The 21,732-nt window shown below is 43.7% G+C and carries 20 protein-coding genes; 18 read left to right on the top strand and 2 right to left on the bottom strand.

Annotated features, from left to right (window positions below; genetic code table 11):
* The first annotated feature begins 106 nt into the window (after positions 1 to 106).
* Complete coding sequence (locus ACY3ZI_RS05755; RefSeq protein WP_487376407.1) at positions 107 to 850, top strand: type 2 GTP cyclohydrolase I; 744 nt, start codon at positions 107 to 109, stop codon at positions 848 to 850.
* Positions 851 to 1,035: 185 nt separating this feature from the next.
* Here the strand turns inward: ACY3ZI_RS05755 and ACY3ZI_RS05760 are convergent, their stop codons facing one another.
* Positions 1,036 to 2,160 carry a Bcr/CflA family efflux MFS transporter gene (locus ACY3ZI_RS05760; RefSeq protein ID WP_487376409.1) on the bottom strand — a complete coding sequence of 375 codons (1,125 nt, stop codon included), beginning with the start codon at positions 2,158 to 2,160 and terminating at the stop codon, positions 1,036 to 1,038.
* A 109-nt stretch (positions 2,161 to 2,269) separates the two neighbouring features.
* Between ACY3ZI_RS05760 and ACY3ZI_RS05765 the strand changes: the two genes are divergently transcribed.
* On the top strand, positions 2,270 to 3,046 hold the full coding sequence (locus ACY3ZI_RS05765) for an AraC family transcriptional regulator (RefSeq protein ID WP_487376411.1): 777 nt from the start codon (positions 2,270 to 2,272) through the stop codon (positions 3,044 to 3,046).
* A 68-nt stretch (positions 3,047 to 3,114) separates the two neighbouring features.
* Here the strand turns inward: ACY3ZI_RS05765 and ACY3ZI_RS05770 are convergent, their stop codons facing one another.
* Positions 3,115 to 4,401, bottom strand: a complete 1,287-nt coding sequence (locus ACY3ZI_RS05770) for a citrate synthase (RefSeq protein ID WP_036947815.1) — start codon at positions 4,399 to 4,401, stop codon at positions 3,115 to 3,117.
* 652 nt (positions 4,402 to 5,053) lie between these two features.
* Here ACY3ZI_RS05770 and sdhC point away from each other — a divergent pair.
* The 16 genes from sdhC (at position 5,054) to tolA (ending at position 21,704) form a co-directional block, all read left to right on the top strand.
* The gene (gene sdhC, locus ACY3ZI_RS05775) at positions 5,054 to 5,443 is read left to right on the top strand and encodes a succinate dehydrogenase cytochrome b556 subunit (RefSeq protein ID WP_004909059.1); all 390 of its coding nucleotides are present in this window, start codon (positions 5,054 to 5,056) and stop codon (positions 5,441 to 5,443) included.
* Positions 5,437 to 5,781, top strand: coding sequence for a succinate dehydrogenase membrane anchor subunit (gene sdhD / locus ACY3ZI_RS05780; protein ID WP_036947812.1), 345 nt, complete (start codon positions 5,437 to 5,439; stop codon positions 5,779 to 5,781). The genes sdhC and sdhD overlap by 7 nt, the downstream gene beginning before the upstream one ends.
* Position 5,782: 1 nt before the next feature.
* Positions 5,783 to 7,549: a succinate dehydrogenase flavoprotein subunit gene (gene sdhA / locus ACY3ZI_RS05785; RefSeq protein WP_108479381.1), complete on the top strand. Its 1,767-nt coding sequence runs from the start codon at positions 5,783 to 5,785 to the stop codon at positions 7,547 to 7,549.
* A 35-nt stretch (positions 7,550 to 7,584) separates the two neighbouring features.
* Entirely contained in the window at positions 7,585 to 8,301 is a 717-nt protein-coding gene (locus tag ACY3ZI_RS05790; RefSeq protein WP_036947808.1) for a succinate dehydrogenase iron-sulfur subunit, read from the top strand.
* Positions 8,302 to 8,679: 378 nt separating this feature from the next.
* Positions 8,680 to 11,487, top strand: coding sequence for a 2-oxoglutarate dehydrogenase E1 component (gene sucA, locus ACY3ZI_RS05795; protein ID WP_108479382.1), 2,808 nt, complete (start codon positions 8,680 to 8,682; stop codon positions 11,485 to 11,487).
* Between the two features lie 14 nt (positions 11,488 to 11,501).
* On the top strand, positions 11,502 to 12,710 hold the full coding sequence (gene odhB, locus ACY3ZI_RS05800) for a 2-oxoglutarate dehydrogenase complex dihydrolipoyllysine-residue succinyltransferase (protein WP_036947796.1): 1,209 nt from the start codon (positions 11,502 to 11,504) through the stop codon (positions 12,708 to 12,710).
* A 132-nt stretch (positions 12,711 to 12,842) separates the two neighbouring features.
* Positions 12,843 to 14,009, top strand: a complete 1,167-nt coding sequence (sucC, locus tag ACY3ZI_RS05805) for an ADP-forming succinate--CoA ligase subunit beta (RefSeq protein ID WP_006660449.1) — start codon at positions 12,843 to 12,845, stop codon at positions 14,007 to 14,009.
* Positions 14,009 to 14,881 (top strand): succinate--CoA ligase subunit alpha, encoded by an 873-nt coding sequence (gene sucD, locus ACY3ZI_RS05810; RefSeq protein ID WP_036947794.1) that lies wholly within the window; start codon positions 14,009 to 14,011, stop codon positions 14,879 to 14,881. Before sucC ends, sucD begins: the two co-directional genes overlap by 1 nt.
* An 828-nt stretch (positions 14,882 to 15,709) precedes the next feature.
* Positions 15,710 to 17,278, top strand: coding sequence for a cytochrome ubiquinol oxidase subunit I (gene cydA / locus ACY3ZI_RS05815; RefSeq protein WP_211887956.1), 1,569 nt, complete (start codon positions 15,710 to 15,712; stop codon positions 17,276 to 17,278).
* Between the two features lie 14 nt (positions 17,279 to 17,292).
* Positions 17,293 to 18,432, top strand: a complete 1,140-nt coding sequence (cydB, locus tag ACY3ZI_RS05820; protein ID WP_132494277.1) for a cytochrome d ubiquinol oxidase subunit II — start codon at positions 17,293 to 17,295, stop codon at positions 18,430 to 18,432.
* A gap of 12 nt (positions 18,433 to 18,444) precedes the next feature.
* Positions 18,445 to 18,567: a cytochrome bd-I oxidase subunit CydX gene (cydX, locus tag ACY3ZI_RS05825; RefSeq protein WP_006660445.1), complete on the top strand. Its 123-nt coding sequence runs from the start codon at positions 18,445 to 18,447 to the stop codon at positions 18,565 to 18,567.
* A 5-nt stretch (positions 18,568 to 18,572) separates the two neighbouring features.
* Positions 18,573 to 18,860 (top strand): cyd operon protein YbgE, encoded by a 288-nt coding sequence (gene ybgE / locus ACY3ZI_RS05830; RefSeq protein WP_132494279.1) that lies wholly within the window; start codon positions 18,573 to 18,575, stop codon positions 18,858 to 18,860.
* A gap of 135 nt (positions 18,861 to 18,995) precedes the next feature.
* Complete coding sequence (gene ybgC, locus ACY3ZI_RS05835) at positions 18,996 to 19,391, top strand: tol-pal system-associated acyl-CoA thioesterase (RefSeq protein ID WP_036947785.1); 396 nt, start codon at positions 18,996 to 18,998, stop codon at positions 19,389 to 19,391.
* Positions 19,388 to 20,071, top strand: a complete 684-nt coding sequence (gene tolQ / locus ACY3ZI_RS05840) for a Tol-Pal system protein TolQ (protein ID WP_036947783.1) — start codon at positions 19,388 to 19,390, stop codon at positions 20,069 to 20,071. The genes ybgC and tolQ overlap by 4 nt, the downstream gene beginning before the upstream one ends.
* A gap of 18 nt (positions 20,072 to 20,089) precedes the next feature.
* Positions 20,090 to 20,515 carry a colicin uptake protein TolR gene (gene tolR, locus ACY3ZI_RS05845; protein WP_211887957.1) on the top strand — a complete coding sequence of 142 codons (426 nt, stop codon included), beginning with the start codon at positions 20,090 to 20,092 and terminating at the stop codon, positions 20,513 to 20,515.
* Positions 20,516 to 20,585: 70 nt separating this feature from the next.
* A complete protein-coding gene (tolA, locus tag ACY3ZI_RS05850; protein WP_211887958.1) occupies positions 20,586 to 21,704 on the top strand; it encodes a cell envelope integrity protein TolA in 1,119 nt (372 codons plus the stop codon).
* Positions 21,705 to 21,732 lie beyond the last annotated feature (28 nt).

Raw genomic sequence — 21,732 nt, forward strand, 5'->3', positions numbered from 1 at the left:
TTAGCTTGTGTGAGTTTGCCAATAAATACAGCAGAAAAAAATGTCATTTACGTTTATGCTAATTGAATACGAATATGTAGGAATTCAGTAGGTAAAGGATACGATTATGCATAATTTTAAGTTAGAAGAGCTGATTAACGACGAGCTGAAAGTCAGTGAAATCCAAGACTATGCCCCAAATGGGCTACAAGTAGAAGGTCGTCCTCACGTTAAAAAAATCGTGACAGGCGTGACAGCTTGCCAAGCATTATTGGATGAAGCAGTAAGACTTAATGCCGATGCGGTAATTGTGCATCATGGCTATTTTTGGAAAAACGAACCTGCCATTATCAAAGGCATGAAAAGAAATCGCCTAAAAACATTGCTGGCGAATGACATTAATCTTTACGGTTACCACCTACCATTAGATGCTCACCCGGTATTAGGCAACAATGCGCAACTGGCTCACATTATGGGCGTGCAAGTCAATGGCAACATTGAGCCACTGATGCCATTTGGCTTTTTCGACCAACCTATTACCCCTGCGGAATTAACCGAACGTTTAGAAACTCGATTAGGGCGTAAAGTATTGCATTGTGGCGACAACGCCAAAGAAGAAATTCGTCAAATTGCATGGTGTACTGGTGGTGGTCAGGGCTTTATTATGCAAGCGGCAGAGTTTGGTGTAGATGCCTTTGTGACAGGGGAAGTGTCAGAACAAACCATTCATATCGCAAGAGAAATGGGGATCCATTTCTACAGCGCAGGGCATCATGCAACAGAGCGTTATGGGATTAAGGCGTTGACGGAGTGGTTGAATGATAATCATGAGGTAAATGCTACCTTCATCGATATCGATAACCCCGCCTAATTTTTTTCGTCATATTTCGCGCTGTAGCGTTGTTGGCTTCACTCACTAACCCTAGTCACATACTTTTGTATGCTCCTAGGGATTAGCTCATTTGCCGCCTAGCTACAACGCGAACTATTTAGAAAATAGCTATGTAATAAAGATAATTTGATTTTTTTCCGTTAAATATCAAATTTAAGTTTGATTTAAGTCCGGTATTTTAAAGCCACTAAAACCAGAATTAAGCTTGAAGTGATAAGCACTAATCCTAGGTTTTGAACCTCGCCGGCGGCCATTAATCCGAGCGCTAATCCTAAATAGTAAAACAGACCTAAAATTGCGCCGGCGGTGCCTTTTCTGTCTTGATAATGATTTAGAGCATGCGCCAAAATATTGGGAATCGCGACCCCATAGCCCACCACAATGCCCATGACTGGTAGTACAAACCAAATACTATCCTGTAGTAGATAAACTAAGCCGCCGCTGATTAAAGAAACGCCACTTGCCGATTTGACGAGCTTTTCTGCTGACCACTTTTTCGCCAATAATGTGCGATTAATCAGTGAACCGAGACCGACACCAAACGCTAACAGAATTCCAGTTAGACCAAATTGTTGTTGGTTGAACGCTAATTGCTCAAAAATGAAAGGTCCAAGTTGATAGTAACTGAATAAATTAATGTTGAAAAATGCGATCAACATCACATTTTGGAAAATTCGTTTATCCCCTAACATGTGTAAAAACGTGGTTAAAAATGGGGTTTTGATCACGTTCTGTGGTTTGGTCTCAGGAAGCTTATAACATGACCATAACAAAAGTATGGCGGCTAAGAGAGCCAAACCCATAAAAACGGCTCGGTAACTACCTAGCCAAACTAAGCTGGCACCGAAAATCATACCAAGCGCGGGGCTTATCGCTAAGGCGATGCCCATCACTGAGAAAACTTTGGCTAATTTATGACCTTGAAAACTGTCACGCATCATGGTTTGTGTGCCAATAGAGCCGACCGCAGCACCAAACGCAGATAACATACGCAGTAACAGTAACCCATAGAAATGTGAGACAAAAAGAGTGCTTACAGAGGCAATTCCATACAGAAATAATCCAAGCAAAATAGTGGGACGACGCCCAATCACATCACACATTCTGCCCCAAAATACGACACCAAAAGCGAATGCAAAGAAATATAGCGAAAGCGTTTGAGAGGCTTGTTCGGCATTCACCTGAAATGCAGCTGCAATATCCGTTAACGCTGGGCTATAAATGGTTTCGACAATTTGCGGAAACATCATTAGCGCTATTGCTAAAGATAATGAAAGTACGCGTTCCATATTGATTTACCTATTATTTTCAAAGTATGTGGAATGGCGCAAAGTTTAGTGGCTTTTTCTTTGTCTTATTACAATAATAAAGACAATAAATATCAAAAAAGAGACATTTATGGCGTGGTTATTACAGACGGATGAATTTCAAACTCACTGGTATGATGCCCCCGTATTGGGGATTGCAGCCCAAATGGGGCAACATGATTCAGGAGCGCATACCCATGAAATGGGGCAGTTGTTATTTACACAACAAGGCTGTATTCGTATTAGTTTAGAGAACAATATCTCGCTGTTGCCGCCGGGGAGAGTTGCGTGGATCCCGCCATTTACACAGCATCGAGCACAAATGCGCGCTTCGGTAGGATATCGGTCTGTTTACTTAAGCCAAGAATATGCGCAGCAAATATTTGGTCAGGTGTCTATTTTAAGTATCTCTCCTTTGCTTCGAGAATTGTTGGAACGTATCGCGGTGGCGCCTTTTGAGAGTGACTGGCGAGAAGGGCGACTCGCAAGGTTACTGCCTGTTTTTATTGATGAATTACAATGTGCAACAGTAGAGCCGACGCTACTTTCTTTACCTCAAGATAGACGTTTTAAGTCCCTTGATCTCGAACGGCTTCCTCCACCTTTGAACCAATTAGCTCAAACGGTTGGTGCCAGTGAGAAGACCATTACACGAATATTTCTAAAAGAGACGGGAATGAGCTACCAAGCGTGGCGACAACAATGGCGGTTTATCAAAGGGATAGAGTTATTAGCACAGGAGAAAAGCTATGGATTTATTACTCAAGAGTTAGGTTTGACCAGTGACAGCGCATTTATTAGTTTTTTTCGCAAAATGAGCGGGATGACACCTCGGGAATACCGCGGTGAATCAAGACTAAAAAAATAGAATAAAAATAGAACGTTAGAAATTAAAAAGCCCCGAATCTTCGAGGCTTTAATGATGAGTGAGTTAAATTACTTTTTGTCTAACTCAGAACTGAATTCACGTCTGTCGTAGCCAGTATACAGTTGGCGAGGACGCGCAATCTTCAGACCTTCATCGTGCATTTCGTTCCAATGTGCAATCCAACCAATAGTACGTGCAATCGCGAAGATAACGGTAAACATTGAAGATGGAATACCCATTGCTTTTAGGATGATACCTGAGTAGAAGTCAACGTTAGGGTACAGTTTCTTCTCAATGAAGTACGGGTCGTTCAGCGCGATGCGTTCTAATTCCATAGCCACTTCAAGCAGGCTATCATTTAGACCCAGCTCGTTCAGTACTTCATGGCAAGTTTCACGCATAACGGTAGCGCGTGGGTCATGGTTTTTATAAACACGGTGACCGAAGCCCATTAAGCGGAAAGAGTCGTTTTTATCTTTTGCACGTTCGATAAATGCTGGGATGTGCTCAACAGTTTGAATCTCTTCAAGCATACGTAGGCATGCTTCGTTAGCGCCACCATGAGCCGGTCCCCACAGAGACGCGATACCTGCTGCAATACACGCAAATGGGTTAGCACCGGAAGAACCTGCGGTACGGACTGTTGAGGTTGATGCGTTTTGTTCGTGGTCAGCGTGCAGGATCAAAATACGGTCCATTGCGCGCTCAAGTACTGGGTTAACCACATATTCTTCACATGGAGTAGAGAACATCATGTGCAAGAAGTTACCCGCGTAAGATAAATCATTACGAGGATAAACAAAAGGTTGACCAATAGAGTATTTATAACACATCGCTGCAACGGTCGGCATTTTAGACAGCAGACGGTAAGCGGTGATTTCACGGTGGCGAGGGTTATTAACGTCTAATGCATCGTGGTAGAACGCTGCTAGAGCACCTGTTACCCCACACAGAACGGCCATTGGGTGAGAGTCACGACGGAAACCATTAAGCATGCGAGTGATTTGCTCATGGATCATGGTGTGGCGAGTCACCGTATTTTTAAATGTATTGTACTGTTCTTGGGTTGGAGCTTCGCCGTATAACAGGATATAACAGACTTCAAGGTATGAGGCTTGAGTGGCGAGTTGATCAATTGGGAAACCACGGTGGAGTAGAACGCCTTTATCACCATCGATATAGGTAATTTTTGACTCACAGGATGCGGTAGAAGTAAAACCGGGGTCGTATGTGAAGAACCCTTTAGAACCTAAAGCTCGTACATCGATAACATCTTGGCCAATGGTCGGGCTTAGGATGTCTAGTTCGAAATCACCTTTACTTCCAGTCATTATCTTAGCTTTGTTATCAGCCATTTACGGTCTCCTTAGCGCTTGATAATCCACACTCAACAACCCAGAACTCAGCGTTATACTGCGTCTTTGAGCATTGTTCTATCGGTGTGTTGAGAAAATCAGCGGGATATCACATAAAACCTTGAAATCCGGCAACCAATATCAATACCGATAACAATGTGGTTAGGTTGTTTGCGAGTGTATAGGGCGTTATGTTCTTTTTTTGTTGTTTTCTCTACAATATCATTATTTGTGGTAAGGGAAACAACTTTCATAACTTTTGTTTATACTTGCATACTCATTCACATTACTACACGACTCTGGGTCATCCGTAACGTATTCAGATAAATCTATCAGGCATATATGTAAGATAAATGTTGAATCATTGTCAAATAAGATAAGCACATTTATACAAAATGTTTAAATCGTGATCCTTCTCACTGTTCGGGCTAAATGTCTCCAAACCTTTTGTGTGGGAATTGTAATAGCAATGTGAAGACTTTATACTGGCGCCAGGTCTCCGGATTACCCTGAGTAGGAGTTCCCAGCGTGATCAGTATGCAACTTTATTCAAACATGATGGATTAAAGTTTGTGTTAAGTTGCATTTTGTACCCCTGTCGCTGTCTGATTTCCACCCCAGGTCCGGAGGATGGAAAATAATAAAGAGCTGTGTGGGCAAAATTGTGAAAAAACAAAGACCTGTCAACCTTGATTTGCAGACGATTCACTTTCCGATTACTGCAATATCGTCGATCTTGCACCGTGTCTCTGGCGTCATTACTCTCATCGCAGTTGGTATTCTGCTTTGGTTGCTAGGGACTTCTCTCTCCTCTCCAGAAGGTTTTCAATACGCGTCTGAAATAATGACTGGCTTTTTTGCCAAGTTCATTCTTTGGGGGATCTTAACAGCGCTGGCTTACCACATTTGTGGTGGTATTCGTCATATGCTGATGGATTTCGGTTGTGTTGATGAAACCCTTGCTGCGGGCAACTCATCCGCAAAAATTACATTCGTAATTACTGTAATTCTGGCAATTCTGGCGGGGATCTTAGTATGGTAAGTAATGCATCAGCTTTAGGCCGTACTGGTATCCAGGACTGGCTGCTAATCCGTGGTTCGGCGATTGTTATCGTCCTCTACGTACTCTACATTGTTGGCTTCGTAGCAATTAATGATATTACCTATGAAGTATGGCGTGGCTTCTTTGCCTCCTCTGTGACCAAAGTATTCACCATCCTCACATTGTTCTCGATTCTTGTGCATGCCTGGATTGGTATGTGGCAAGTATTGACTGACTATGTTAAGCCGCTGGCGATTCGCTTAGTGCTGCAACTGGCCATCGTGGTTGGTTTACTGGCTTACTTAATTTACGGAACAATTGTTGTGTGGGGTGCATAAAATGAATCTGCCAATCAGAGAGTTTGACGCTATCGTTATCGGTGCGGGCGGTGCAGGTATGCGCGCAGCACTACAAATTTCTCAACAAGGCCTATCTTGTGCTTTGTTATCTAAAGTTTTTCCAACTCGTTCTCATACTGTGTCAGCGCAAGGTGGTATCACTGTTGCACTTGGTAACACACACCCTGACAACTGGGAATGGCACATGTACGACACCGTTAAAGGTTCCGACTATATCGGTGACCAAGACGCTATCGAATACATGTGTAAAACAGGACCGGAAGCTATCCTTGAATTAGAACATATGGGATTGCCTTTCTCTCGCCTTGATGATGGACGTATTTATCAACGTCCATTCGGTGGTCAGTCTAAGAATTTCGGTGGCGAGCAAGCGGCACGTACTGCTGCGGCAGCTGACCGTACTGGTCACGCACTGTTACATACTTTGTATCAGCAAAACTTAAAAAACCACACTACGATTTTCTCTGAATGGTATGCACTGGATTTAGTGAAAAACCAAGATGGCGATATCGTAGGTTGTACTGCAATCTGTATGGAAACGGGCGAGCTGGTTTACTTCAAAGCGAAAGCAACCATCTTAGCAACTGGCGGTGCAGGTCGTATTTACCAATCCACCACTAACGCACACATCAATACGGGTGACGGTGTTGGTATGGCCGTACGTGCTGGCGTTCCATTACAAGATATGGAAATGTGGCAGTTCCACCCAACGGGTATCGCTGGCGCAGGTGTTCTGGTCACAGAAGGCTGTCGTGGTGAAGGTGGTTACCTGCTGAATAAAGATGGCGAGCGTTTCATGGAACGTTATGCACCAAACGCGAAAGACCTTGCTGGTCGTGATGTTGTTGCACGTTCAATCATGATTGAAATCCGTGAAGGTCGCGGTTGTGATGGCCCATGGGGTCCACACGCGAAACTGAAACTGGACCATTTAGGAAAAGATGTTCTGGAATCTCGTTTACCAGGTATCCTTGAATTATCTCGTACTTTTGCCCACGTTGACCCAGTTAAAGAGCCAATCCCAGTTATCCCAACTTGTCACTATATGATGGGTGGTATTCCAACTAAAGTGACGGGGCAAGCGATTCGCTATAACGAAAAAGGCGAAGACGAAGTGATTCCAGGTCTGTTTGCTGTGGGTGAGATTGCTTGTGTATCTGTACACGGCGCTAACCGTTTAGGCGGTAACTCCCTGCTTGACCTCGTGGTATTTGGTCGTTCTGCTGGCTTACACTTGAATGAATCCATCATGGAACAAGGTCCAATGCGTGATGCGTCTGAATCAGACATCGACGCAGCAATGGCTCGTTTCAATCGTTGGGAAAATGCGCGTACGGGTGAAGATCCAACTGATATCCGTAAAGCACTGCAATCTTGTATGCAGAACAACTTCTCCGTATTCCGTGAAGGGGATGCAATGGCGAAAGGCTTAGAAGAGCTGAAAGAAATCCGTGAACGTCTGAAAAATGCGCGTCTGGATGACACCTCAACTGAGTTCAATACCCAACGTATCGAATGTTTAGAGCTGGATAACCTGATGGAAACTGCTTATGCAACTGCACAAGCTGCAAACTTCCGTACAGAGAGCCGTGGTGCTCACAGCCGCTTTGACTTCCCAGATCGTGATGATGCAAATTGGTTATGTCACTCATTATATCTACCGCAATCTGAAACGATGACTCGTCGTGAAGTGAACATGCAACCTAAGTTGCGTGAAGCCTTCCCACCGAAGATTCGTACTTATTAATGCGTGGTGTTAATCCAGTTGCGGAGAAATAAACTATGAAACTAGAATTTTCGATTTATCGCTACAATCCTGATGTAGACAATGCGCCACGCATGCAAGATTACACCCTTGAAGTGAAAGAAGGGCGTGACATGATGCTGCTGGATGCGTTAATTCAGTTAAAAGAACAAGATCCAACACTCTCATTCCGTCGTTCTTGCCGTGAAGGTGTGTGTGGTTCTGATGGTCTGAACATGAACGGTAAAAACGGACTGGCTTGTATTACGCCATTGTCTGCTTTAACCCGTAGTGGCAAAAAAATTGTGATCCGTCCATTACCTGGTCTGCCAGTGATTCGTGACCTGATTATCGACATGACGCAATTTTATACTCAATACGAAAAAATTCGTCCGTATCTTCTTAATGATAATAAGAATCCGCCGGCGCGTGAAAACTTACAGCTACCAGAACAACGTGAAAAACTTGATGGTCTTTACGAGTGTATTCTGTGTGCATGCTGTTCAACTTCATGCCCATCTTTCTGGTGGAATCCGGACAAATTTATCGGTCCTGCGGGTCTGCTAGCTGCGTATAGATTCTTAATTGATAGTCGCGATACTGAAACAGATTCACGATTAGATGATCTGAACGACGCTTTTAGTGTTTTCCGCTGTCATAGCATCATGAATTGTGTCAATGTATGCCCTAAAGGACTAAATCCAACGAAAGCTATCGGTCACATTAAGTCTATGTTATTGAAACATAGTGCCTAAATCGATACAGCCTGCGGCGCTTAGGTGCCGTAGGCTAAATTTGGATAGCACAAAATACGTACTTAAAGTAAAAAATAAGCGTAAAGTAAGTATAAGTCTTAAATTGAATCACTGAAACGTAAAGTAAAAAGTCAAAAAGTGAAAGTAAAAAGCCAACTGCAAAACCAGATGAAGACACTTGCGAAAGCAAGGAACCTTTAAAAACCGTAGACAGTTTTTAAAGGTTCCTTAAAAGGGAAACCCTTAATTGATAAGAGGGACTCCCAAAGTGAGAACATGCAAAAAGCACGTCCAAGAGAACCTTTATCGAGGTCGCTTAAATGCGGCGATTAGTTAACCACGGCGAAAACTAAAGCTTATAAAGCTTAAGGGATCACAATGCAGAACGGCGTAATGAAGGACTGGCTGGATTCAAGCTTTCTGGCAGGCGCGAACCAGTCTTATATAGAACAGCTCTATGAAGATTATCTGACTGACCCTAATTCCGTAGATGTCGAATGGAGAGAAATCTTCCAGCAACTACCTGGAGCGGGTAATAGCGGTGAGCAATTACATTCGCAAGCACGAGACTACTTCCGTCGCTTAGCAAAAGATTCTACCCGTTACCACACCTCTGTTAGCGATCCAACGATCGACGCAAAGCAAGTTAAAGTTTTGCAGCTCATCAATGCCTTCCGCTTCCGCGGACATCAAAATGCAAATCTCGACCCGTTAGGACTTTGGAAACGCGAAGCCGTTCCAGATCTGGACCCTACATTCCATAACCTAACCAAAGAAGATTTCGACGAAACTTTCAACGTGGGTTCATTTGCAATTGGCAAAGAAACCATGAAACTCAGCGAACTATATGACCACCTGAAACGCATCTATTGCGGTTCCATTGGTGCGGAATATATGCACATTACTAACACAGAAGAAAAACGTTGGATTCAACAACGTTTAGAGTCTGTGAATGTTGCGCAGCAATTTTCTAAAGAAGAAAAACGTCGCTTCTTAGCTGAATTAACAGCAGCAGAAGGTCTTGAGCGTTACCTTGGTGCAAAATTCCCAGGTGCAAAACGTTTCTCTTTAGAAGGTGGCGATGCACTGATCCCAATGCTGAAGGATCTTATCCATCATGCAGGCAAACAAGACACTCGTGAAGTGGTGCTTGGTATGGCGCACCGTGGCCGCCTAAACGTCCTGATCAACATTCTGGGTAAAAAACCAGCCGAATTATTTGATGAATTTGCTGGTAAGCATAAAGACCATTCAAGCGCAGGTGACGTTAAATATCACCAAGGTTTCTCTTCTGATTTCGAAACGGCGGGTTCCCGTGTTCACTTAGCACTGGCATTTAACCCATCACACTTAGAAATCGTAAGCCCAGTGGTTATCGGTTCTGTACGTGCTCGCCGTGATCGTCTGGACGAAGGTCGCAGCAACATGGTTCTGCCAATCACCATTCACGGTGACTCAGCAGTAACCGGTCAAGGTGTTGTACAAGAAACCCTGAACATGTCTCAGGCTCGTGGTTATGAAGTTGGCGGTACCATGCGTATCGTTATCAACAACCAAGTTGGTTTCACAACCTCCAACCCGAAAGACACGCGTTCAACAGAATACTGTACTGATATCGTGAAAATGGTGCAGGCGCCTATTTTCCACGTTAACGCTGATGACCCTGAAGCGGTCGCATTTGTGACTCGCTTAGCCTTAGATTTCCGTAACACCTTTAAGCGCGATGTAATGATCGACTTAGTGTGTTACCGCCGTCATGGTCATAACGAAGCTGATGAGCCAAGTGCAACTCAGCCAATCATGTACCAAAAAATTAAACAGCATCCAACTCCACGTAAAATCTATGCAGATCGTTTAATCGAAGCTGGCGTAGTTTCTGCGAATGAAGTCACTGAAATGGTTAACCTGTATCGTGACGCGTTAGACCGTGGTGACTGTGTTGTTGAAGAATATCGTGAAATGGGTCTGCATTCTTACACATGGGAACCGTACTTAAACCATGAATGGAATGAGCAATACAAATCTAACTACGATATTAAACGTTTAACTGAGTTAGCAACTAAGCTGAGCACGATCCCTGAAGGCATCGTTGCGCAATCTCGTGTTGAGAAAATTTATTCTGACCGCGCTGAAATGGCGAAAGGCGAAAAATTACTTGATTGGGGTGCGGCAGAAACTCTGGCTTACGGTACGTTAGTTGATGAAGGTATTCCAATCCGTTTATCTGGTGAAGATGCGGGGCGTGGTACGTTCTTCCACCGTCATGCAGTTGTTCACAACCAAACTAATGGCTCTGTTTACGTACCTCTGCAAAATGTTCATAGCGGCCAAGGCGTATTCAACGTTTGGGACTCTGTTCTGACTGAAAACGCAGTATTGGCATTTGAGTATGGCTATGCAACAACTGAACCGCGCGCGCTGACTATTTGGGAAGCTCAGTTCGGTGACTTTGCTAACTGTGCGCAAGTTGTTATCGACCAATTCATTAGCTCTGGTGAGCAAAAATGGGGTCGTATGTGTGGTCTGGTTATGCTACTGCCTCATGGTTATGAAGGTCAGGGTCCAGAGCACTCATCTGCACGTTTAGAGCGTTACCTGCAACTGTGTGCAGATCAAAACATGCAAGTGTGTGTGCCATCAACACCAGCCCAGGTTTATCACATGTTACGCCGTCAAGCACTGCGCGATATGCGTCGTCCTCTGATTGTTATGTCACCTAAGTCACTGTTACGTCATCCATTAGCAGTTTCTAGCATGGATGAGCTGGCGAATGGTTCATTCCAACCAGTTATCGGTGAAATTGACGAAATTAATCCGAAAGATGTGAAACGCGTCGTTATGTGTTCCGGTAAAGTTTATTACGATTTATTAGAACAACGTCGTAAGAAAGAGCAAAAAGATGTGGCTATCGTGCGTATTGAACAGCTGTATCCGTTCCCACGCGAAGATATCCAAAAAGTATTCGCTCAGTACGCTCATGTGAAAGATTTCGTTTGGTGCCAAGAAGAGCCACTAAACCAAGGTGCTTGGTATTGCAGCCAGCACAATTTCCATGAAGCTATCCCAGCAGGCGCAACTTTACGCTATGCGGGTCGAGCAGCTTCTTCTTCTCCAGCAGTTGGTTATACCTCCGTTCACCAGGAACAACAAGCGGCCCTGGTTAATGACGCTTTGAACATTGCATAATTAAAGGATAGAAAATGAGTAGCGTAGAAATTCTTGTTCCCGATCTTCCTGAATCCGTCGCTGATGCAGCGGTTGCCACATGGCATAAAAAACCAGGTGACAGTGTTCAGCGTGACGAAGTTCTGGTTGAGATCGAAACAGACAAAGTTGTTCTTGAAGTTCCTGCAAGTGAAGCAGGTGTTCTGGAAGCCATTATTGAAGAAGAAGGCGCAACTGTTTTATCTAAACAGTTACTAGGTCGCATTCGTTTAGGCGATAGCACAGGTATCCCTGCTGAAGTTAAAGAAGCAGCACCTGCACCAGCAGCACGTCAAACGGCTAGCTTAGAAGAAGAAAGTAATGATGCGCTGAGCCCAGCGATTCGTCGTCTGGTCGCTGAGCACAACCTGAACCCTGCGGATATCAAAGGGACTGGTGTTGGCGGTCGTCTGACTCGTGAAGATGTTGAAAAACATTTAGCAGCTAAACCAGCTGCGGCACCTGCGGCTCAAGCACCAGCTGCAGCTCAAGCACCATTAGCTCACCGTAGTGAAAAACGTGTTCCGATGACTCGCCTGCGTAAACGTATTGCAGAGCGTCTATTGGAAGCGAAAAACAGCACGGCGATGTTAACAACCTTCAACGAAATCAACATGCAGCCTATTAAAGACCTGCGTGCACAGTACGGTGAAGCATTTGAAAAACGTCACGGTGTACGTTTAGGCTTTATGTCTTTCTACATTAAGGCGGCGGTTGAAGCACTGAAACGCTATCCAGAAGTGAACGCTTCTATCGATGGTTCGGACGTGGTTTACCATAACTATTTCGACATCAGTATTGCGGTATCAACACCGCGTGGCCTGGTAACCCCAGTTCTGCGTGATGTGGATGCAATGAGCATGGCTGATATCGAGAAAAATATTAAAGAGCTGGCTGTCAAAGGTCGCGACGGTAAATTAACTGTTGAAGATTTAAGTGGCGGTAACTTCACTATCACTAACGGTGGTGTGTTCGGTTCTCTGATGTCTACTCCAATCATTAACCCACCACAAAGCGCAATCTTAGGCATGCATGCCATCAAAGACCGCCCAATGGCAGTTAATGGTAAGGTAGAAATTCTTCCAATGATGTATTTAGCGCTGTCTTATGACCACCGTCTAATCGATGGTCGTGAATCAGTTGGCTTCTTAGTGGCTATCAAAGATATGTTGGAAGATCCAACTCGTTTACTGCTAGACGTATAGAAACATAACAGGGCAGGGGGACAGCCTGTCCGGTCTGAGGTAACCGATGCAGCCAGTTCGCTGGCTGCTAAATCTGTAACAATTGCAAGGGGCGATAAACGCTCCTCCAGACTCAATTATGGATAGAACATCATGAATTTACACGAGTATCAGGCAAAACAGCTTTTTACACGCTATGGTTTACCAGCACCAACTGGTTATGCCTGTTCATCAGTAGAAGAAGCAGTAGCTGCGGCGAAAAAAATCGGTAATGGTCCATGGGTTATCAAATGCCAAGTTCACGCAGGTGGACGTGGTAAAGCTGGCGGCGTAAAAGTTACAAAAGATATCAATGACATCCGTGAATTTGCTGAAAAATGGTTAGGTAAGAATCTGGTTACTTACCAAACTGATGCAAATGGTCAGCCGGTTAACCAAATTTTGGTTGAAAGCGCGACTGACATCGCTAAAGAACTGTATTTAGGTGCAGTCGTTGATCGTGGTACACGTCGTGTTGTATTCATGGCATCAACGGAAGGCGGCGTTGAAATTGAAAAAGTTGCTGAAGAAACACCAGAACTGATCCACAAAGCCGTTATCGATCCACTGACTGGCCCAATGCCATATCAAGGTCGTGAACTGGCATTCAAATTAGGCTTAACTGGCAAACAAGTTAGCCAATTCGCTAAAATCTTCATGGGTTTAGCAACCATGTTCTTAGAGCGCGATTTAGCGCTGATCGAAGTTAACCCATTAGTTATCAATACTGAAGGCGATTTAGTTTGCTTAGACGGTAAATTAGGCGTGGATAGCAACGCTCTGTATCGTCAAGCTGAAATGCGTGAAATGCACGATCCATCTCAAGAAGATGCGCGTGAAGCTCAAGCGGCTAAGTGGGAACTTAACTACGTTGCTCTGGATGGTAACATCGGCTGTATGGTTAACGGTGCGGGCCTTGCAATGGGTACCATGGATATCGTTAAACTGCACGGCGGTGCGCCAGCTAACTTCCTTGACGTTGGTGGCGGTGCAACCAAAGAACGCGTAACTGAAGCGTTTAAAATCATTCTTTCGGATAAGAGCGTTAAAGCTGTATTCGTAAACATTTTTGGTGGTATCGTTCGCTGTGACCTGATTGCAGACGGCATCATTGGTGCAGTAGAAGAAGTTGGCGTGAATGTACCAGTAGTTGTACGTTTAGAAGGTAACAATGCAGAGTTAGGTGCGAAAAAACTGGCAGACAGCGGCTTAAATATTATCGCTGCAAACAGCCTGACAGATGCAGCTAAGAAAGCAGTAGCAGCGGCGGAGGCTAAATAATGTCTATTTTAATCGATAAAAACACCAAAGTAATTTGCCAAGGATTCACTGGCGGTCAAGGTACTTTCCACTCCGAACAAGCTATTGCTTACGGTACAAAAATGGTTGGCGGTGTAACGCCAGGTAAAGGTGGTACAACTCACCTAGGTTTGCCGGTATTTAACACTGTGCGTGAAGCAGTAGAAGCAACCGGTGCAACAGCATCTGTTATCTACGTACCAGCACCATTTTGTAAGGATTCTATCCTTGAAGCGATTGATGCAGGCATCAAACTGATCATCACTATCACAGAAGGTATTCCAACACTGGATATGCTGACTGTTAAAGTGAAATTAGACGAAGCTGGCGTTCGTATGATTGGCCCTAACTGCCCAGGTGTTATCACTCCGGGCGAGTGCAAAATCGGTATCCAACCTGGCCACATTCATATGCCAGGTAAAGTTGGTATCGTTTCACGTTCAGGTACACTGACTTATGAAGCGGTAAAACAAACAACGGATGCAGGTTTAGGTCAATCAACTTGCGTTGGTATCGGTGGTGACCCAATTCCTGGTTCAAACTTTATCGATATCCTGAAATTATTCCAAGAAGACCCACAAACTGAAGCGATCGTGATGATCGGTGAAATCGGTGGTAACGCGGAAGAAGAAGCGGCTGCATACATCAAAGAGCACGTCACTAAGCCAGTTGTTGGCTATATCGCGGGTGTAACTGCACCTAAAGGTAAGCGTATGGGACATGCTGGTGCAATTATCGCTGGTGGTAAAGGTACTGCTGACGAGAAATTTGCTGCTTTAGAAGCCGCTGGCGTGAAAACTGTACGTAGCTTGGCTGATATCGGCGATGCTGTGAAGTCTATGCTAAACAAATAAGCGCAATATGAGCTTATAGCTCGTATCACGTAAGAGACGAAGCCCGTGCTTTCTAGGAAGCGCGGGTTTTTTTATGGCTAATGACCATGCTTATTTCATGTAATTCCTACTAAAAGATTAAAATGTAGGGTTTTCAGTGAGTAATACCAAAATAAATCAGCATAAATAGTAAGTTTTGGGTAAGTTTATTACTGAATATGAAATAGCACAAAATGGGAATTAGTCTAATTTGATATTAGATCAATTTTTTTATTTTTAGATTATTTTGATTAACTGAATATAGGGCTTTTTCTACGATAATTATCTTTATTAATAAATAAAGTAATAATTTAGAAATGGGCTGCTATTATAAATAAACATTCTTTTTTAGATTGAGAAAAACAAAAGTTATCATTTTGTTTTAATCTTATTAAAAAAGTAAAAAAACCTATATCAATTAAAATAACAGGTAGTTAACAACTAGCTAACTATTATTTGAATCGGGTCGAGAACAATTAACAAGTGAGAAAAAATTGACGTAAATCAATTTATTACCACTAGCTTTATTTGCCCAAATTGCTTAAATTGGTGCTCGATCAAATACTCATTTTTCTATTAAAGGGTATAATTATTGATATAACTTCAGAATTCAAATCTGAATCACGTAAAAGAAGTTTATTGTATGTGAAGATAGGCGTACTATTATTATGGTAGGTTTTTTCTTTTACTTTTGTTAATTATTTGTTGTTTTGAGGCATTTTTTGCTGGTAGTTAAGAGGCTTTCCCGTTTAACACTGGAAGCTGGGTTGCCGCAAGTCGGTGTCTTCCTGCTAGGAGCAAGGAGTCAAGATGTTTGATATTGTCGAACTGTCACGATTACAGTTTGCCTTAACTGCGATGTATCACTTCCTGTTCGTTCCATTAACGCTCGGTATGGCGTTTTTGCTTGCGATTATGGAGACGGTATATGTGCTGTCTGGTAAACAAATTTATAAAGATATGACTAAGTTCTGGGGCAAGTTATTTGGTATTAACTTCGCTCTGGGTGTTGCGACTGGTCTGACTATGGAGTTCCAATTCGGGACTAACTGGTCATACTACGCCCACTACGTTGGAGATATCTTCGGTGCGCCTCTGGCAATCGAAGGTCTGATGGCATTCTTCTTAGAATCTACCTTTGTTGGTTTATTCTTCTTCGGTTGGGATCGTTTAAGCAAAACTCAGCACCTTGCGGTGACTTGGTTAGTTGCTTTAGGTTCTAACTTCTCTGCGCTGTGGATTCTGGTTGCGAACGGTTGGATGCAAAACCCTATCGCTGCAGACTTCAACTACGAAACAATGCGTATGGAAATGGTTAGCTTCTCTGAGCTAGTCCTGAACCCAGTTGCGCAAGTTAAATTCGTTCACACAGTTGCTGCCGGTTATTGTACTGGTGCTATGTTCGTTCTGGGTATCAGCTCTTACTATATGCTTAAAGGTCGTGACTTGGCATTCGCTAAGCGCTCTTTTGCAATTGCTGCAAGCTTTGGTATGGCTGCTGTTCTCTCTGTTATCGTTCTTGGTGATGAATCAGGTTACGAAATGGGTGACGTGCAGAAAACGAAGCTCGCCGCTGTTGAAGCAGAGTGGGAAACCCATGCGCCTCCAGCTGCATTTAACTTAATCGCATTCCCAAGCAATGAGAAACAAGAGAATACATTCTCTATCTCAATTCCATGGGCGATGGGTATTATTGCAACGCGTTCTATCGATACGCCAGTATTAGGTCTGAAAGATCTGATGAAGCAACACGAAGTCCGTATCCGTAACGGTATGGTTTCTTATGGTCAATTACAACAGCTGTTAGCTGGTGATAAGAGCCCAGAACTGCGTGCTGCGTTCGAAGCAAGTAAAAAAGACCTTGGCTATGGCCTTCTGTTAAAACAATACACACCAAACGTTGTTGATGCGACAGAAGAACAAATTCAGAAAGCGGTTAAAGACAGTATTCCTAATGTTGCACCACTGTTCTGGGCATTCCGTATCATGGTTGCAGTTGGCTTCGCGTTACTGTTAATCATCGGTTGGTCATTCCTGTCAGTTGTTCGTAACCGTATTGGTAAGAGCAAACTGCTGCTTCGTCTGGCTCTGTTTGGTATTCCATTACCATGGATTGCTATTGAATCAGGCTGGTTCGTGGCTGAGTATGGTCGTCAACCGTGGGCAATTGGTGAAGTGTTACCGGTTTCGGTCGCACACTCTAACTTAACCCCACAAGACCTGATCTTCTCTATGGCTCTGATCTGTGGTCTGTATACACTGTTCTTGATTGCCGAAATGTTCTTAATGTTCAAATTCGCTCGCAAAGGGCCTAGCAGCCTGAAAACCGGTCGTTACCATTTTGAACAGAAAAATAGTTCAGCACACGACGTTCAGTAAACAGGAGTCCACTTATGTTTGATTATGAAGTTCTTCGATTTGTGTGGTGGATCCTTATCGGCGTACTGCTGATTGGATTTGCCGTCACGGATGGCTTTGACATGGGCGTAGGCTTCTTATTACCTATCTTAGGTAAAACAGATACTGAACGCCGCGTTATGATTAATGCTGTTGCACCGCACTGGGATGGTAACCAAGTTTGGTTAATCACCGCGGGTGGTGCAATGTTCGCTGCATGGCCTCAGGTTTATGCTGCTTCATTCTCTGGCTTCTATGTCGCTATGATTTTGGTATTAGCTGCATTGTTCTTCCGTCCGGTTGGTTTCGACTACCGTTCTAAACTGGAGAACCCAAAATGGCGTAGCATGTGGGACTGGGGTCTGTTCATCGGTGGTTTCGTGCCTCCGTTAGTTATCGGTGTTGCGTTTGGTAACCTGTTACTGGGTGTTCCACTGCAAATCGATAACCAGCAGTATCTGACTTATACAGGTAACCTGTTTGGACTGCTGAACCCATACGGTCTGTTAGCTGGTGTTGTCGGTTTAATGATGATTGTTACCCAAGGTGCAACTTATCTGCAAATGCGTACAACGGGCGAACTGCACTTACGTACTCGTAAAGCAACTTACATCTGTGCGTTAGTGACTCTGTTAGCGTTCGCTGGTGCTGGCGTATGGTTAGTGATGGGTATCGATGGTTATGTTGTGACTTCAACGATTGATACATTAAGCCCGTCTAACCCACTGAACAAAACTGTAGAAGTTGTTTCTGGTGCATGGTTAACTAACTTTAATACGTATCCAATCCTGTGGGCTTTACCTGGTCTGGGTCTGGCATTGCCACTGTTAACGATGATTGCAACTAAAGCAGATAAAAATGGTTGGGCATTCCTGTTCTCATCATTGACTATCGCTTGCATTATCTTGACATGTGGTGTTGCAATGTTCCCGTTCGTCATGCCTTCAAGCATCATGCCAAATGCAAGCTTGACCATGTGGGATGCGACATCTAGCCTGTTCACTCTGCAAGTTATGACTGTGGTTGCTATCATTTTTGTTCCAATCATCCTGTGCTACACCGCTTGGTGTTACTACAAAATGTTTGGCCGTTTGGACAAAAACTTCATCGAAAGCAACAAGCATTCACTGTATTAAGGAGCATAACATATGTGGTATTTCGCCTGGATCCTCGGCACTCTGTTAGCTTGTAGTTTTGCAGTGATTGCAGCATTAGCCCTTGAGCACTCTGAAAGTGCAAAAGAAGCTAAAACAGCTAAAGATGGTGAGTAAATAGTATGCTGATGGATAAATCCTATCAGCTATTAGGAAAGGGCCCGATAAGGGCCCTTATCCTTATATTAGCTTTAGTAACCGCTGGCGCAGTAATGTGGGATCCTTCCCTGTTTGCAGCCAATACCAGTGCATTTCCAATCTGGCAAGGTCTTCTCATGATATGGGCAACTTGCAGCGCCATCATTTTTGGAGTGGGCTTCCTACCCAATAAATTGACGTGGCGAGTGCTGTTCCACCCATTACCTGCCGCCATCATTCTTATCTGGGGACTTGTAAAAGTCTTTAGTTAATCTAAATTCAGATTGTAGGCCATGCGGCCTGCAATTATTTTTGATATCTTTACCTGCAAAGTGATTCCAAAGCGGCACTGTCTTGCGTATAGTGACACCGTTAATTAATTTAACCTAAGACGGAGTGGTTTTTTTATGTTATTTCGCTGGCCTGTCCGCGTGTATTATGAAGATACAGATGCGGGCGGAGTTGTATATCATGCACGTTATCTGGCTTTTTTTGAGCGGGCAAGAACAGAAATGTTGCGGAATAAAGGTATTAACCAACAAAGTTTACTCGCTGAGAACCTTGGTTTTGTCGTCCGTAGTATGACCATCGATTTTATTAAGGGCGCTCGGTTAGATGACCTGCTGGAAGTGGAAACGGAAGTCGTTGAAATAAAACGTGCTTCTTTACTTTTTCAGCAAAGGTTAGTTGATTTGCAAGGTAACTTGCTTTGTGGGGCGACAGCCCTAATTGCTTGTGTGGACACATCTAAAATGAAGCCGAAAGCGCTTCCTAAGTCTATTGTCGCGGAGTTTAAGCAGTGACTGACATGAATATCTTGGATTTATTCCTAAAAGCGAGCCTATTGGTTCAGCTGATTATGTTCGTTTTGATCGGTTTTTCTATTGCATCGTGGGCGATTATTATCCAGAGAACAAAAGTTTTAAATGCCGCCACGCGCGAAGCGGAAGCATTTGAAGATAAATTCTGGTCAGGTATCGAGCTGTCCCGATTATATAAAGAAAGCCAAGCTCGTCGTGATGCATTAGGTGGTGCAGAACAAATTTTTTACTCTGGCTTCAAAGAGTTTGTTCGCTTACATCAAGCTAATATTCATGCACCAGATGCGGTAGTTACTGGTGCATCTCGTGCTATGCGCATTTCCATGAACCGTGAGTTGGAATCTGTTGAATCGCATATCCCATTTTTAGGTACCGTAGGGTCAATTAGCCCTTATATTGGTCTGTTTGGTACCGTTTGGGGGATCATGCATGCTTTCATCGCACTGGGTGCGGTAAAACAAGCAACATTACAAATGGTTGCTCCGGGTATTGCGGAAGCTCTGATCGCAACAGCAATCGGTCTATTCGCTGCAATTCCAGCTGTTATGGCGTACAACCGTTTAAACTTACGTGTGAATAAACTTGAGCAAAGCTACGATAACTTTATGGAAGAATTCCTCGCTATCTTGCATCGTCAAGCATTCTCGGCTGATAAGAAATAAGACGAGGGAGAAAAGCGAATGGCGCGCAATAGTAGACGCAGACGTGAGCTAAAATCCGAAATCAACATTGTTCCATTACTGGACGTATTGTTGGTGCTTTTGCTGATTTTTATGGCAACTGCACCCATTATCTCTCAGAGCGTGGAAGTTGATTTGCCGGATGCAACAGATACCCAAACCGTCTCATCCAGTGATAATCCCCCCGTTATTTTAGAAGTGGCGGGTGTTGATCAATATAATTTATTGGTCGATGGTGAGCGCATGGAATTACTGCCACCTGAACAAATTTCAGCGGTCGCAAAAGAGCAGTTAGAAAAAAATCCGAAAACGATTTTCCTAATTGGTGGTGCGAAAGAAGTTCCTTATGACGAAGTCATTAAGGCGCTGAACATGTTACACGGTGCTGGGATCAAATCTGTTGGTTTGATGACTCAACCTATTTAATTTGCTGACGCCACTTTGAAAGTGGCTCAGATATAGTTGAAAAGAATCGATTCTTTTTTTGGAAACCAGAGTGGGAAAGACAAAAGAGAAACAGGATGACTTGAAGCGCTCATTACTGATGTCAGCTGGGCTGCACATCTTATTGATTGCTTTGATCGTTATAGGCTCTTTAGTGACAGTCGTCCAACTTGGCGGCGGTGGGGAAGAGGGGACTGTCATTGATGCAGTGATGGTCGACCCAGGTGCAGTTGTTGAGCAATATAATCAATCTCAGCAGCAGCAAAAAAGTTCCCAACAAGCAGCTAAAGAACGTAAAGAACAGCAACAAAAACAAGATGCTGAGCTAAGAGAAAAGCAAGAGCAGGAACAAAAACGTCTGCAAAAACTTGAAGAAGAACGGATTCAAACTCAGCGAGAAACTGAACAACAGCAAAAACAAGCTGAAGAGCAGAAAAAACAAGCCTTAGATGCGGCTAAAAAAGCGAAGGAAGAGCAAAAAATAGCGGAAGAAGCCGCTGCTCAAGCCAAAGCTGAAAAAGAAAAACTCGTAAAAGAACAAGCGGCAGCGAAAGAAAAAGCTGACGCACAAGCTAAGAAAGAAGCTGAAGCTGCTAAGGCTAAGGCAGAAAAAGAAGCTAAAGAAAAAGCGGAAGCTGACGCTAAAGCTAAAGCTGATAAAGAAGCCAAAGCTAAAGCTGATGCTGATGCTAAAGCGAAAGCTGACAAAGAAGCTAAGGCTAAGGCAGATAAAGAAGCTAAAGCAAAAGCAGCTAAAGCCAAAGCTGAAGCTGCGAAAAGTGCATCATCTGTTGATGATTTGCTGGGTGATTTAACTGCATCAGGGCCAAGCAAGCAAGGTGGACAAACAGCTGCGGGTAGCGGTGGTGGTAAAAAATCAGGCGCATCGAATGCTGATGTTGATAGCTATGCCGGTAAAATTAAGGCTGCTGTTCAAAGTAAATTCTATGACTCAGAAAGTTATCGTGGACGTACTTGTGAGCTGCAATTGAAGTTAGCACCAGATGGATTATTGGTGAATATTTCACCGAAAAATAATCCAGCAAATGATCCCGCGTTATGTGAGGCGGCAATGAGAGCAGCAAAACTTGCGACTATGCCAAAACCACCTAGCAGAGAGGTCTATGATACGTTTAATAAATCGGGTAGCACATTGGTATTTAAGCCTTGATTTTCAACAACTCAGAGCAGTCTGTATT

It is taken from the genome of Providencia sp. LY12 (genome assembly GCF_057621555.1).

Coding starts and splice junctions, on each gene's coding strand:
- ACY3ZI_RS05755 (WP_487376407.1), top strand. CDS start 107: ATGCATAATTTTAAGTTAGAAGAGCTGATTAACGACGAGCTGAAAGTC.
- ACY3ZI_RS05760 (WP_487376409.1), bottom strand. CDS start 2,160: ATGGAACGCGTACTTTCATTATCTTTAGCAATAGCGCTAATGATGTTT.
- ACY3ZI_RS05765 (WP_487376411.1), top strand. CDS start 2,270: ATGGCGTGGTTATTACAGACGGATGAATTTCAAACTCACTGGTATGAT.
- ACY3ZI_RS05770 (WP_036947815.1), bottom strand. CDS start 4,401: ATGGCTGATAACAAAGCTAAGATAATGACTGGAAGTAAAGGTGATTTC.
- sdhD (WP_036947812.1), top strand. CDS start 5,437: ATGGTAAGTAATGCATCAGCTTTAGGCCGTACTGGTATCCAGGACTGG.
- sdhA (WP_108479381.1), top strand. CDS start 5,783: ATGAATCTGCCAATCAGAGAGTTTGACGCTATCGTTATCGGTGCGGGC.
- ACY3ZI_RS05790 (WP_036947808.1), top strand. CDS start 7,585: ATGAAACTAGAATTTTCGATTTATCGCTACAATCCTGATGTAGACAAT.
- sucA (WP_108479382.1), top strand. CDS start 8,680: ATGCAGAACGGCGTAATGAAGGACTGGCTGGATTCAAGCTTTCTGGCA.
- odhB (WP_036947796.1), top strand. CDS start 11,502: ATGAGTAGCGTAGAAATTCTTGTTCCCGATCTTCCTGAATCCGTCGCT.
- sucC (WP_006660449.1), top strand. CDS start 12,843: ATGAATTTACACGAGTATCAGGCAAAACAGCTTTTTACACGCTATGGT.
- sucD (WP_036947794.1), top strand. CDS start 14,009: ATGTCTATTTTAATCGATAAAAACACCAAAGTAATTTGCCAAGGATTC.
- cydA (WP_211887956.1), top strand. CDS start 15,710: ATGTTTGATATTGTCGAACTGTCACGATTACAGTTTGCCTTAACTGCG.
- cydB (WP_132494277.1), top strand. CDS start 17,293: ATGTTTGATTATGAAGTTCTTCGATTTGTGTGGTGGATCCTTATCGGC.
- cydX (WP_006660445.1), top strand. CDS start 18,445: ATGTGGTATTTCGCCTGGATCCTCGGCACTCTGTTAGCTTGTAGTTTT.
- ybgE (WP_132494279.1), top strand. CDS start 18,573: ATGCTGATGGATAAATCCTATCAGCTATTAGGAAAGGGCCCGATAAGG.
- ybgC (WP_036947785.1), top strand. CDS start 18,996: ATGTTATTTCGCTGGCCTGTCCGCGTGTATTATGAAGATACAGATGCG.
- tolR (WP_211887957.1), top strand. CDS start 20,090: ATGGCGCGCAATAGTAGACGCAGACGTGAGCTAAAATCCGAAATCAAC.